The following is a 14,065-nucleotide window of genomic DNA, read 5'->3' as shown; positions in this document are numbered from 1 at the left end:
TAATCAATCCCTTACATAAACATCGTTAAGCCATGAACCGAGGCCATCACCTGACCGTATTGCATCATCGCATGGGTAAACGCCACCCGGCCCTCGCTGGAGGCTAAATCAAAAGCCGACTTGTCGAACTTCAGATTAGTTAATCCTACCTTGCTGATCGCAGTAGCCGTAAACGACGCGCCCTCAGTGACCACCTTCAGGGCTGTAAAATCAAAAGAAAACAGGGAAACCGTCTCTTTATGGTCTTTATATTCAAGCGCTTGTGGCGTTTTAATGTGCACCTTTTCATCACTCGCAATGGTGATCAGTTTAGGGGAAGAGATTGTCGCGCCCTGCGCTATTTTCTGGGTCCACGCCCCTTCGATGGTTGTGATGTTATTGCCGGTGATAGTTTGGCTCAGGTTTTGCGAAATCGTCTCTTGTCGGGAGCCGGTAATAAATGACGAGACGCCGTTATCAAAGGTATAGCTCACCAGACCGGTAATATGCTGCGATGAGGTCCCGTCAATATCCTCCGTGCGGTTGCCTTTTACCGTCACCGTTTCACCACCGCTGGTTACCCGCATCACGCGGCCATTCGTAATGGAGGTTTCCTCTCCATTGCCTACCGTTCGGGTCTCTTTATCCGTTACTTCCGTGGTGCGCGTCGCATGGTATTTGAAGCCAGCGCGTTTCGTCACCTCATCATCAAGCTCACCCAGTACGGTCAGGCTACGGTTACCGTCGACCGTAATTACCTGATTATTTTCGACCGAGACATTCATGTCCTTTTCCGCGTGCAAATCCACCCGCTCAGATCCGAGTTTATCTTCAAACAGCAGATAGCTGGCGTTATCGCAATTCCCGGTTTTCGAGCGCGTCATAAACCCCATTACCGTTGCGGCAGCGGGCAGTGCCCAGGGCGGCATATTCGCCTCGTTATACACGCGCCCGGTCACCATCGGGCGATCGGGATCGCCGTTGATAAAATCAATCACCACTTCATCGCCAACGCGGGGGATCTGAACGCCACCAAATCCCTGACCGGCCCACGCACTGGATACACGCACCCAGCATGAGCTGGTTTCATCGCTTTTCCCCAGCCTGTCCCAGTGGAATTTCACTTTTACCCGCCCGTATTTGTCGGTCCAGATCGGTTCCCCCTCAGGGCCTACCACACGAGCGGTTTGCGGGCCATATGTTCGCGGCCAGGCAGTTTTTTGCTCCGGTCGCCAGGTCAGAGAAGCCGGGATCACGCTAAAGCTAATCAACCGGGAACTGTCACCCTCATCACCGCTGGCATAGCGGTTTTCTTCCAACTGCAACCAGGTTTTTGTCACCAGATAGCGGCCATTATCCTGCGTAAAAGGGGCGTTAATGAGCTGAAAGGTATGCCCGGCCGCAATGCCTATCGCGGTGGCTGTTCCCGTGGTCTGCTGGTGATCAACCTGCCAGCGTTCCTGTTTGATGCGGGCATAATATTCCCCGTCGTTTTGCTCAACAAAACGCCCCGGCCATTCATACACATCAATACGGCCAGGCGACGGCGACGCAGGGTTCTGGCGTGCCTGGAAAAGCCAGGCATTCGGTTTACGGAAGTCGTAATCCTCGGTACTGAAAATACCCGGCGTGACGCGATCTTCCATCGACCACTGACTAATGCCTTCAACATCCGCCACGCCGCCAGCCGGGGTCTGTATATAGGGGATGACGTCATAACCATCTGCCGCAGGAAACGCAGAACCGGCGTCGGTGAGCACCAGCGTATGGCTATCTGCTGTGTGGCGAAAATACCAGGAGATGCCTTCCAGCTCCATCAAGCGTCGGATGAAATCCAGGCTGCTTTCCTGATACTGCACGCAATACTCCCAGATTCGATAACTGGCTGTGAGCTGATTATCCAGCTTCACCCCATGTTCCGTCAGCAGGGTCTGGACGATTTGCGGAACCGTCTGCGCCTGAAAAATACGCATATTTCGCTCCAGACGCATCGGCCAGAGATCCGACTCAACGGTGAGCTGATAAGCCGCGTAACGCTGCCCGGAAAGCTCTACGGAAGCGACCGCCACGCTGGTGGCTTTTCCGTTGAGATAACGTGTTGCAAGCGTGCCCTGGCCCGGTATTTCAACGCTGACGGATTGCCCCAATATCTGGCTTCTGTCTGTTCGGGCATCTTCCCCGAGTACGGTGAGCTGATATTCAAAGGGTTCAGAGAGGGATTCACTGCCGGCCATTTTCCAGAAAAGCAGGTCCGGCGCGGCGGTAAGTTTGACGGTTATGCGGGAAGACATTGATCATCTCCGGGCAGCTTCAACGGTATGCGAAACAAAGGAGCGGCAAGTGCTCCAGCAGAGATAGCCAGCCGCGGAACATTCCGCGCAATGTCTGATTCCGGTAATGCGTCTCTCAGGCTGACCATAAAAAAAATCCGGTATGCTTTTTAAAAAGCATGACCGGATTTGTTTACAGTACGGTTAAACCGCAGACCGTAACGGCGTCAGCGCCGCATTATCGGATTATTCTACTGTGACGGATTTCGCCAGGTTACGCGGCTGGTCAACGTCAGTGCCTTTGATCAACGCAACGTGGTACGCCAGCAATTGCAGCGGCACGGTGTAGAAAATCGGCGCGATCATCTCTTCAACATGCGGCATTTCAATGATATGCAGGTTGTCGCTGCTGGTGAAACCGGCATCCTGATCGGCAAAGACATACAGCACGCCACCGCGCGCGCGAACCTCTTCGATATTCGACTTCAGTTTTTCCAGCAGTTCGTTGTTCGGCGCAACCACAATCACCGGCATATCGGCATCAATCAGCGCCAGAGGGCCATGTTTCAGTTCGCCCGCCGCATACGCTTCTGCGTGAATATAGGAGATCTCTTTCAGTTTCAGCGCGCCTTCCAGCGCAATCGGATACTGATCGCCACGCCCCAGGAACAGCGCATGGTGTTTGTCGGAGAAATCCTCCGCCAGCGCTTCAATGCGTTTATCCTGCGACAGCATCTGCTCAATACGGCTCGGCAGCGCCTGCAGACCATGAACGATGTCGTGCTCGATAGACGCATCAAGCCCTTTCAGGCGGCTCAGTTTCGCCACCAGCAGCAGCAGAACCGTGAGCTGTGTGGTGAAAGCCTTGGTGGATGCTACGCCAATTTCAGTGCCGGCATTGGTCATCATCGCCAGGTTGGATTCACGCACCAGTGATGAACCCGGAACGTTACAAATCGCCAGCGAACCAAGGTAGCCCAGCTCTTTCGACAGGCGCAGCGCAGCCAGCGTATCCGCCGTTTCGCCGGACTGGGAAAGGGTGATCATCAGGCTGTTGCGACGCACCGCCGATTTGCGGTAGCGGAATTCAGAGGCGATTTCCACATCGCACGGCACACCGGCCAGCGCTTCAAACCAGTAACGGGAGACCATACCGGAGTTATAGGAGGTTCCGCAGGCAACGATCTGGATATGTTCAACTTTCGACAACAGTTCGTTGGCATTCGCCCCCAGTTCGCTCAGATCCACTTCGCCGTGGCTGATACGACCGGTCAGGGTATTTTTAATGGCGTTCGGCTGTTCAAAGATCTCTTTCTGCATGTAGTGACGATAAATGCCTTTATCGCCCGCATCGTATTGCAGACTGGATTCAATATCCGGGCGTTTCACCTGCGCGCCTGATTTATCGAAAACAACAACCGTACGACGGGTAACTTCTGCGATATCCCCCTCTTCCAGGAAGATAAAGCGACGGGTCACAGGCAGGAGCGCCAACTGGTCGGAGGCAATAAAGTTTTCCCCCATGCCGAGGCCGATAACCAGCGGGCTACCGGAGCGTGCGGCCAGCAGCGTACTGGGATCGCGGGTATCCATGATCACCGTCCCGTATGCACCGCGCAACTGAGGAATGGCGCGCAGAACGGCTTCGCGCAGGGTGCCGCCCTGTTCCAGTTCCCAGTGCACCAGGTGTGCGATCACTTCGGTGTCAGTTTCAGACACAAACACATATCCGCGCGCTTTTAACACTTCGCGCAGCGGTTCGTGGTTCTCGATGATGCCGTTATGCACCACGACAATATGGTCTGAAACATGCGGATGCGCGTTGCCTTCAGAAGGTTCACCGTGGGTCGCCCAGCGCGTGTGAGCAATACCAGTCCCACCGTGCAACGGGTGTTCTTCCGCTGCCTGAGAGAGCATCTGCACTTTACCGAGACGACGCAGGCGGGTCATGTGACCTTCTGCATCGACCACTGCCAGACCGGCAGAGTCATATCCACGGTATTCCAGACGACGTAAACCTTCGAGAAGGATTTCTGCAACATCACGCTGCGCGACTGCGCCAACAATTCCACACATATTTTTAGATTCCGATTTTGGCATGACGCCTTTTGTTGTCGGTCAACCTGTATGCCCGTTTCCGGACGCCCCGAGCCTTGTAGAGAGTGGGGTTATTTTTATAGGTACTGCTTTGCGGGCGGAGGAATTATCTTTCCCCTCATCCCTGAATGCTTGCCGGGTGGCGCTACGCTCATCCGGCATGGAAATACGGGTTATTTCTTCTTCACCGGGCGACGCCAGCCTGGTTTCTGCACCTGCGGCACGCGGCTTAACACCAGTTCATTTTCGCCCACGTTGCGCGTGACCGTCGTGCCTGCCGCAATGGTGGCGCCTTTGGCCACCGTAACCGGCGCCACTAACTGCGTGTCAGAGCCGACGAACACATCATCGCCAATCACGGTTTTGTGCTTATTCGCACCGTCGTAGTTGCAGGTGATTGTCCCGGCGCCGATATTCACGTTATCGCCAATGTCCGCGTCGCCCAGGTAGGTCAGATGACCCGCTTTAGAACCTTTGCCCAGACGCGCCTTTTTCATTTCAACGAAGTTGCCAACATGCGCGCCGGCCAGCAGTTCGGCGCCCGGGCGTAAACGCGCGAAGGGACCGATAGTGCACGCCGCTTCCAGCCGGGCATCTTCCACGACGCTGTAAGGACTGATTTCGCAATCATCGCCAATTTCGCTGTTTTTAATCACGCAGCCTGCGCCAATCTTCACACGATGGCCGAGTTTGACGTGCCCTCCAATAATGACGTTAGCATCGATCTCCACATCCCGCCCGTGCTCCAGCGCGCCGCGCAGGTCGAAGCGCGCCGGATCGCGCAGCATAACGCCCGCCAGCAGCAGCCGCTCAGCCTGTTCAGCCTGATAAGCTCTCTCCAGACGCGACAACTGCAGACGGTTGTTCACCCCTTCCACTTCGCTCAGGCGTTGCGGATGAACGGCGGTAATTTCACGCCCTTCCTGGTGGGCAAAACCGATGATGTCGGTGATGTAGAATTCACCCTGAGCATTGTTGTTGGTGAGTTGACTGAGCCAGCGCTTCAGATCGCCGCCGTTGGCGACCAGAATACCGGTATTGATTTCCTGGATTTGACGCTGAGCTTCGCTGGCGTCTTTCTGCTCGATAATTCCGGTAATCACGCCATTTTCACGCGTAATCCGGCCATAACCGGTGGGATCGTCGAGTTTCACCGTCAACAACCCAATACCGCCCTGCGGTTTGGCCTCACGCAGGCGTTGCAGCGTATCAACGGAAATCAGCGGGACATCGCCATAGAGCATCAAAATGTCTTCGTCATCAGCGAAGAACGGAGCGGCCTGCTGCATCGCATGGCCGGTGCCCAGTTGCTCGGCTTGCAGCACCCAGTTGAGCTTATCGTCGCGTAGCGTGTCTTTCAGCAGATCGCCGCCATGACCATAAACCAGATGAACGTTATTTGCGCCAAGATTTTTAGCAGCATCAATGACATGCTGGACCATCGACTTCCCTGCAAGGGTATGCAGCACTTTCGGGAGATCGGAATACATGCGTGTGCCTTTGCCCGCGGCAAGGATCACCACACTCATTTTTGTGTTCAACATACGCGTCCTGACTGTCATTTGAGTGAGAAGTTAAACTCTTTAGCGTTGAAAATACTACATATTTTGCAGCATGAAATGGAGTGTTGCTGAAACGCTCAACATCCACTGTTACTGCGCATTTGGAGGCTATTTTAACGGCAGAGTAAATGCGTTTGTCACTGAAAATTAGCGACGTTCCTCTCTGTCACTAATTTATACAAAGGGTTAGCTGTTTTTTTTTATCCTGAATAAAGATTACGCAAAAACAAAACGCCGTTTTGATCATTAAAGAGTGTGACGCACAAAAAAGAAACAGCGTTTCATCCTGGTAATAATGGCGGGCAATGATCAATCAGGAGCATAAAATGAATTATAAAATACCTCTCGCCTTAACCGTTTGCAGCTCACTTATCTCCGCTTCTGTACTGGCCGCACCGGCTCCTGTATGGCGGGCCATTGCTTTCGGGCAATCTACAGATGTGAATTTTTCTTCTAACGTTCTGCCGGAAAAGGTAGGCGTTAATGATGTGACTATCGATGGCAAGACACTTTCCGTTGCGGACCAGGCCGATCTTTCCAAACCCGTCACACTCGAAAGCCGTGGCGGTAAAATTGCGAACTCTCATGATGGCCTGACCTACTTTTACACCACCCTACCTACCGGCGAAAATTTTGTCTTGCAGGCCACCGTCACCGTAGACCAATTCGGCCCGGAAAATGGTGCCAAACCGGCGGCGCAAGAAGGGGCTGGCTTACTGGTTCGCGATGTTATCGGCAACCCGCGCCAACAGCCGCTGAAAGAGGGATATGAGGAGTTCCCGGCGGCATCCAATATGGTGATGAACGCCATCATGACGCAGGATAAGAAAGATCATTTCCGCGTGAAAATGCAGGCGATCGCCCGCGAAGGGATCAGCCACCCATGGGGTGACGCGGGTGCAGCAATCACTAAAAAAAGTTACCAGGAAGAGGTGGATCTTCGCCAGACGCCCACCTTTCGCTTAAAACTCGAGCGTACCAATGACGGGTTTATTAGCGCATGGGCGCCCCAGGGAAGCGATAAGTGGGTAAGCCAGACAATCCCTCATGCCGATTTGATTTCGGTACAGAACAGCGAGCAGTATTACGTTGGTTTCTTTGCCTCACGTAATGCCAAAATCACCGTCTCCGACGCCTCTCTGACCACCAGCAAAGCCCGGACCGTGGCATCCAAACCCTGGCAGGCCAAACCGTTGCCTGTTGTTGTGCAGATAGCCTCGCCTGCGCAAAGTATCAGCGAAAAATACACCGTTCAGGCACGCGCCAACTATGATGGTCTGTTTACTGTGCGGCAAAACGAAGTGGTGATCGGTAATGATAAACCCGTAAAAGCGGGTGAGATGTACACGCTCCCCACCACGCTTTCAGGTGACACATCAGCGTTTGTGTTGACCTTTACCCCCACCAGCGGCGATGACAAAACCCCGGTTACACAGACAATAAACGTAGAGAGAGCAACCGCAACAACCGCTGCAACAATCCATGTCGCAGCCGACGGAAAAACGGATGGTGAAGGTACGGCGGCCTCACCGCTGGATTTAGCCACCGCCATCAATTTGCTGCCGCCTGGCGGCACCCTGGCACTGAAAGCGGGGGATTATGCGCGAACAGAAATACCGCTTACCGCCAGCGGATTGCAGGGGAAACTGAAGACGCTGCAAGCCGACGGTAAAGTGGTTATTCACGGGTTACTGTTGGATGCCAGCTACTGGCATATCAAGGGAATTGAAATCACAGACAAGAGCTTGCGCGTGCAGGGCAGTCACAACCTGATCGAAAAGGTGGTCGCCTGGCGTAATGACGATACCGGTATTCAAATTTCTTCGCCGGAAAATATTGGTCGGCCATTATGGGCGAGCAACAACCGCGTGATCGATTCCGAGTCCTGGGGTAATGAAGATCCGGGGAAAATAAACGCCGACGGTTTTGCCGTAAAAATGCGCGTAGGTGACGGGAATAAACTGGAAAGATGCTACTCCCACGACAACATCGACGACGGTTTTGATCTGTTCAACAAGATTGAAGATGGCGGTAACGGTGTTGTGGTGATCGAGAATTCAATTGCCAGCAATAACACCAGCAACGGTTTTAAACTGGGAGGAGAAGGGCAGCCCGTCGCTCATCAGGTTCGCAACAGCAAAGCAACCGGCAACCATCTGGACGGTTTCACCGATAACTTTAACCCTGGCAAGCTGGTGGTGGAAAACAATATTGCTGCGGATAACCAACGCTTTAACTTTATCTTCCGCCCCAGTCCTTACGGTGATGCCTCCACGCAAGGCGTGTTTAAGGGCAACATTTCCGTACGCAGTAACGCCGGGCAGTATGATGATGCGGTGGTGGGGAATATTGACGCGACGAACTACTTTATCGTCAACGGCAAAAGCGTGAATACATTACAGCAAGAAGTGGACAGTAAAGCGGTGCTGGCGGAACTGAAGATATAGCCAGATGGCGCTCGCTTATCACACTACGGTAAGCGCGGCGCCACTCAGCAGGTCAGCAGATTAGTGGTTGAACGTCCCGAAAGAGATGTTCATGTTGCTGAAGAGAGCGATGATTTTGTTGATCAGTTTCATGATGGCTTCCTGATTTTGTCAGAGTTGATTTTTGTGATGGACCTCACATAAAAGAAGTCTACGCCTCATTTTTTAACCGATCAATATTTTTGTGATGTGCATCACAAAATAATAAAACACGTTTTCAGTTCCATTTTTTCTGAAACGCAACCATAAAAAAAGCCAGCCTGGAAACCAGACTGGCTTTTTAACGTTCAAGCCGGTGTTACATCGCTTTTTTAGTCAACTCGATAACACGCAGTTTCGCGATGGCTTTCGCCAGCTCCGCAGACGCCTGAGCGTAATCCACGTCACCGTGAGAGCTCTTAATGTGCTCTTCTGCTTTACGCTTCGATTCCAGGGCTCGCGCTTCGTCGAGATCCTGGCCACGAATAGCGGTATCAGCCAGAACGGTCACGCTGCTCGGTTGCACTTCAAGAATGCCGCCGGACAGATAGATAAACTCTTCATGACCGAACTGTTTAACGATGCGGATCATACCAGGCTTAATGGCGGTGAGCAGCGGTGCGTGCCCCGGGAAAATCCCCAGTTCACCTTCACTGCCCGTTACCTGGATTTTCTCGACCAGACCAGAGAACATCTGTTTCTCTGCGCTGACGACGTCCAGGTGGTAAGTCATTGCCATATCACCCTCCGATTAAGGCGTTAAAGTTTTTTGGCTTTTTCCACAGCTTCTTCGATGGAACCAACCATGTAGAACGCCTGCTCCGGCAGGTGATCGTATTCGCCTTCCATAATGCCTTTAAAGCCACGGATGGTGTCTTTCAGGGAAACGTATTTACCCGGAGAACCGGTGAACACTTCCGCTACGAAGAACGGCTGAGACAGGAAGCGCTGGATCTTACGTGCGCGTGCTACCACCAGTTTGTCTTCTTCAGACAGCTCATCCATACCGAGGATGGCGATGATGTCTTTTAGTTCCTGATAACGTTGCAGCAGAGACTGTACGCCACGCGCGGTGTCGTAGTGTTCCTGACCCACAACCAGCGGATCCAGCTGACGGCTGGTGGAGTCCAGCGGGTCAACGGCCGGGTAGATACCCAGAGACGCGATCTGACGGCTCAGTACCACGGTTGCGTCAAGGTGCGCAAAGGTGGTGGCTGGCGACGGGTCAGTCAGGTCATCCGCAGGTACGTATACCGCCTGCACGGAGGTGATAGAACCGGTTTTGGTGGAAGTGATACGTTCCTGCAGAACACCCATCTCTTCCGCCAGCGTCGGCTGGTAACCTACTGCTGAAGGCATACGACCCAGCAGTGCGGATACTTCAGTACCGGCGAGGGTATAACGGTAGATGTTGTCGACGAACAGCAGAACGTCACGACCTTCGTCACGGAACTTCTCAGCCATGGTCAGGCCGGTCAGCGCAACGCGCAGACGGTTTCCCGGCGGCTCGTTCATCTGGCCGTAAACCAGGGATACTTTGTCCAGAACGTTGGAGTCCGTCATTTCGTGGTAGAAGTCGTTACCCTCACGAGTACGTTCACCCACGCCCGCAAACACAGAGTAACCGGAGTGCTCGATCGCGATGTTACGAATCAGCTCCATCATGTTTACGGTTTTACCCACGCCCGCACCACCGAACAGACCGACTTTACCGCCCTTCGCGAACGGACACATCAGGTCGATAACTTTGATGCCTGTTTCCAGCAGTTCCTGAGAGCTGGACAGCTCTTCATAGGACGGCGCTGCGCGGTGAATAGCCCAACGCTCTTCTTCACCGATGTCGCCTTTCATGTCGATCGGCTGACCGAGCACGTTCATGATACGACCCAGTGTTGCTTTACCTACCGGGACTTCGATCGGGTGTGCAAGGTCGGTAACTTCCAGACCGCGACGCAGACCGTCAGAAGAACCCATGGCGATGGTACGTACGATACCGCCGCCCAGCTGCTGCTGAACTTCCAGCACCAGCGTCTCGTTACCATTCTTAACCTCAAGAGCATCGTACACGCGCGGTACGGCATCCTGAGGGAATTCGACGTCAACTACGGCGCCGATTACCTGGACAATTTTTCCAGTAGCCATCTTGAATCCTCTACGAATTAACCTGGTTATACCGCGGATGCACCACCGACGATTTCGGTGAGTTCCTGAGTAATGCTGGCCTGACGAGCTTTGTTGTATACCAACTGCAGCTCTTTAATCAGGCTGCCGCCATTGTCGGTCGCGGCTTTCATCGCCACCATACGTGCGGCCTGCTCGCTGGCCAGGTTTTCCACAACACCCTGATAAACCTGAGATTCAACGTAACGACGCAGGAGCGTATCCAGCAGCGCTTTCGGATCGGGTTCGTACAGATAATCCCAGGATTTACGCTTCAACTCTTCATCTTCTGCAGCCGGTAACGGCAGCAGTTGAGTGATGGTCGGAGCCTGAGACATGGTGTTGATAAATTTGTTGCTAACAATATAAAGCTTGTCGAGACGACCTTCGTCGTAGGCTTGCAACATGACTTTTACCGGGCCGATCAGTTCGGACAGGGAAGGGTTATCTCCCATGCCGGTTACCTGAGCGACAACGTTGCCACCTACGGAATTAAAGAAAGACACGCCTTTAGAGCCGATCATCGCGAGTTCGCTTTGAACGCCTTTATCGGACCATGCTTTCATATCCGCCAGCAGTTTTTTGAACAGGTTAATGTTCAAACCACCACACAGACCACGGTCGGTCGACACCACCAGGTAGCCCACGCGTTTAACGTCGCGTTCTTCCAGGTAAGGGTGCTTATATTCCAGATTACCGTTCGCAAGGTGACCAATCACTTTGCGCATGGTATCTGCATAAGGACGGCTGGACGCCATGCGATCCTGCGATTTACGCATTTTGGAAGCGGCGACCATCTCCATCGCTTTAGTGATCTTTTGCGTGTTCTGGACGCTTGCGATCTTACTACGTATCTCTTTTGCGCCGGCCATGAGCTTCTCCTCAATGCCTTGCGGCCTGCCCTAAGACAAGCCGCCAGACGTTACCAGGACTGGGTTGCTTTGAAGGAATCGAGGATGCCTTTCAGCTTGCCTTCGATTTCGTCGTTATAGCCACCGGACTGGTTGATCTCTTGCATCAGCGGAGCGTGATCACGGTCAGCGTAAGCCAGCAGAGCGGCTTCGAAGCTACCGATTTTCGCCAGTTCCACATCTTCGAGGTAACCGCGTTCAGCCGCGAACAGCACCAGACCCTGCTGAGCAACAGACATTGGAGCGTACTGTTTTTGCTTCAGCAGCTCGGTCACTTTCTGACCGTGGCTCAGCTGTTTACGGGTTGCTTCATCCAGATCGGAAGCGAACTGAGAGAATGCCGCCAGTTCACGATACTGCGCCAGCGCGGTACGGATACCACCGGACAGTTTCTTGATGATCTTGGTCTGAGCAGCACCGCCCACACGAGATACAGAAATACCCGGGTTAACCGCCGGACGAATACCGGAGTTAAACAGGTTGGTTTCCAGGAAGATCTGACCATCGGTAATAGAAATTACGTTGGTCGGAACGAACGCAGAAACGTCACCCGCCTGGGTTTCAATGATCGGCAGCGCGGTCAGGGAACCGGTTTTACCTTTCACTTCACCTTTGGTGAAGGCTTCAACGTATTCAGCGTTAACGCGGGATGCGCGCTCCAGCAGACGAGAGTGGAGATAGAATACGTCGCCCGGGAATGCTTCACGTCCTGGCGGACGACGGAGCAGCAGGGACACCTGACGATAAGCGACTGCCTGTTTAGACAGGTCATCGTAAACGATCAGCGCATCTTCACCGCGGTCACGGAAGTATTCGCCCATTGCGCAACCGGCATACGGCGCCAGGTATTGCAGTGCGGCAGATTCAGAAGCGGTTGCAACCACAACGATGGTGTTGGACAGCGCACCGTGCTCTTCCAGTTTACGCACCACGTTGGAAATGGTGGACGCTTTCTGGCCGATAGCAACGTATACGCATTTGATGCCGGAATCGCGCTGGTTGATGATCGCATCGATTGCCATCGCGGTTTTACCGGTCTGACGGTCACCGATGATCAATTCACGCTGACCACGACCGATTGGGATCATGGCGTCAACGGATTTATAACCCGTTTGAACCGGCTGATCGACGGACTGACGATCGATAACGCCCGGTGCGATAACTTCGATTGGCGAGAAGCCATCGTTATCAACCGGACCTTTACCGTCGATTGGCGCACCCAAGGTGTTCACCACACGGCCCAGCAGGCCACGGCCAACCGGAACTTCGAGGATACGGCCAGTACATTTAACCTTCATGCCTTCGGCAAGGTCAGCGTACGGACCCATCACCACTGCACCCACGGAGTCGCGCTCCAGGTTCAGTGCGATAGCGTAACGGTTACCCGGCAGAGAAATCATCTCGCCCTGCATACAATCGGCAAGGCCGTGAATGCGGATAACACCGTCGCTTACAGAAACAATAGTACCTTCGTTGTGAGCTTCACTCACAACACTGAACTGAGCAATGCGCTGCTTGATCAGTTCGCTGATTTCGGTGGAATTCAGTTGCATGCTCCAGTCCCCTTAAGACTGCAAGACGTCTGCAAGGCGTTCAAGACGGCCGCGAACGCTGCCATCAATCACAGTATCACCCGCACGGATGATAACGCCTGCCATAACAGACTTATCGATTTTGCAATTCAGCTTCACTTTACGTGACAGTCGTTTTTCCATCGCTGCGCTGATTTTCGTGAGCTGCTCTTCGCTCAATGCGGTTGCGGACGTAACTTCAACGTCTGCAGTAGCCTCACTGGCTGCACGCAAATGAACAAATTGCTCAAGAACATCAGGGAGCACTTTAAGACGTCCATTTTCAGCCATTACCCGAATCAGGTTCTGACCTTTGGCGTCCAGTTGCTCCCCACAGATGGCGATAAACGACTCAGCGAGCGTTTCCGGTGCTAACGCACCGGAGAGAAGCTCGGCCATTTGCTCGTTTTTAGTTACCTCGGCGGCAAACGCCAGCATATCCTGCCAGCGATCAACACTCTGGTTTTCAACGGCAAAGTCAAAAGCTGCTTTGGCGTAGGGGCGAGCTACCGTTACAAATTCAGACATCAGCCCCTCCTCCTTACAGTTCAGCGACCAGTTTATTCACGATGTCGCTGTTAGCAGCTTCATCCACGGAACGCTCAATGATTTTCTCGGCGCCGGCAACAGCCAGCAGAGCCACTTGTTTACGCAGCTCTTCGCGAGCACGTTTACGCTCGGCGTCAATTTCCGCCTGCGCCTGCGCCACGATTTTGGTACGTTCCTGCTCGGCTTCTGCTTTCGCTTCGTCCAGGATCTGAGCACGGCGTTTGTTCGCCTGTTCGATGATTACCTGAGCTTCTGCTTTCGCTTTTTTCAGCTGGTCGGTCGCATTGGCCTGTGCAAGGTCAAGGTCCTTTTTAGCTCGTTCTGCGGAAGCGAGACCGTCAGCAATTTCTTTCTGACGTTTTTCGATGGCAGCCATTAACGGCGGCCATACATACTTCATGCAGAACAGAACGAACAGGACAAACGCGATGGCCTGGCCGAGGATTGTTGCGTTTAGATTCACAGCACAATGCCTCTTATCTGGTTAACGTTCTAAACAAT

Annotated in this window: 10 protein-coding genes; 1 reads left to right on the top strand and 9 read right to left on the bottom strand. The window is 53.3% G+C overall.

Features of this window, described 5'->3' with window-relative positions; translation table 11 throughout:
• Window positions 1-11 precede the first annotated feature (11 nt).
• From N7922_RS24570 to glmU, 3 genes are all read right to left on the bottom strand, one after another.
• Window positions 12-2,270, bottom strand: coding sequence for a type VI secretion system Vgr family protein (locus N7922_RS24570; protein WP_263098668.1), 2,259 nt, complete (start codon window positions 2,268-2,270; stop codon window positions 12-14).
• A gap of 225 nt (window positions 2,271-2,495) precedes the next feature.
• On the bottom strand, window positions 2,496-4,325 hold the full coding sequence (gene glmS / locus N7922_RS24565) for a glutamine--fructose-6-phosphate transaminase (isomerizing) (RefSeq protein ID WP_263101001.1): 1,830 nt from the start codon (window positions 4,323-4,325) through the stop codon (window positions 2,496-2,498).
• A gap of 194 nt (window positions 4,326-4,519) precedes the next feature.
• Window positions 4,520-5,890 (bottom strand): bifunctional UDP-N-acetylglucosamine diphosphorylase/glucosamine-1-phosphate N-acetyltransferase GlmU, encoded by a 1,371-nt coding sequence (gene glmU, locus N7922_RS24560; protein ID WP_263098667.1) that lies wholly within the window; start codon window positions 5,888-5,890, stop codon window positions 4,520-4,522.
• A gap of 344 nt (window positions 5,891-6,234) precedes the next feature.
• Here glmU and N7922_RS24555 point away from each other — a divergent pair, with 344 nt between their 5' ends.
• Complete coding sequence (locus N7922_RS24555; protein ID WP_263098666.1) at window positions 6,235-8,355, top strand: right-handed parallel beta-helix repeat-containing protein; 2,121 nt, start codon at window positions 6,235-6,237, stop codon at window positions 8,353-8,355.
• Window positions 8,356-8,692: 337 nt separating this feature from the next.
• On the opposite strand, the gene N7922_RS24550 is transcribed toward N7922_RS24555, so the two are convergent.
• From N7922_RS24550 to atpF, 6 genes are read right to left on the bottom strand one after another with little or no spacing between them, the layout of a single operon-like run.
• A complete protein-coding gene (locus tag N7922_RS24550; RefSeq protein WP_061499604.1) occupies window positions 8,693-9,112 on the bottom strand; it encodes a F0F1 ATP synthase subunit epsilon in 420 nt (139 codons plus the stop codon).
• 20 nt (window positions 9,113-9,132) lie between these two features.
• Entirely contained in the window at window positions 9,133-10,515 is a 1,383-nt protein-coding gene (atpD, locus tag N7922_RS24545; protein WP_263098665.1) for a F0F1 ATP synthase subunit beta, read from the bottom strand.
• A 26-nt stretch (window positions 10,516-10,541) separates the two neighbouring features.
• Window positions 10,542-11,405, bottom strand: coding sequence for a F0F1 ATP synthase subunit gamma (gene atpG, locus N7922_RS24540; RefSeq protein WP_263098664.1), 864 nt, complete (start codon window positions 11,403-11,405; stop codon window positions 10,542-10,544).
• A 50-nt stretch (window positions 11,406-11,455) separates the two neighbouring features.
• Window positions 11,456-12,997 (bottom strand): F0F1 ATP synthase subunit alpha, encoded by a 1,542-nt coding sequence (gene atpA, locus N7922_RS24535; protein WP_263098663.1) that lies wholly within the window; start codon window positions 12,995-12,997, stop codon window positions 11,456-11,458.
• Between the two features lie 12 nt (window positions 12,998-13,009).
• On the bottom strand, window positions 13,010-13,543 hold the full coding sequence (atpH, locus tag N7922_RS24530; protein ID WP_061499591.1) for a F0F1 ATP synthase subunit delta: 534 nt from the start codon (window positions 13,541-13,543) through the stop codon (window positions 13,010-13,012).
• Window positions 13,544-13,556: 13 nt separating this feature from the next.
• The gene (gene atpF / locus N7922_RS24525) at window positions 13,557-14,027 is read right to left on the bottom strand and encodes a F0F1 ATP synthase subunit B (RefSeq protein ID WP_044182687.1); all 471 of its coding nucleotides are present in this window, start codon (window positions 14,025-14,027) and stop codon (window positions 13,557-13,559) included.
• Window positions 14,028-14,065: the final 38 nt, after the last annotated feature.

Origin of the sequence: Kosakonia sp. ML.JS2a (genome assembly GCF_025642095.1) — a bacterium.
Taxonomy (GTDB): domain Bacteria; phylum Pseudomonadota; class Gammaproteobacteria; order Enterobacterales; family Enterobacteriaceae.
The sequence above is the reverse complement of the archived record's forward strand: the minus strand, read 5'-3'. Positions and strand labels throughout refer to the sequence as shown.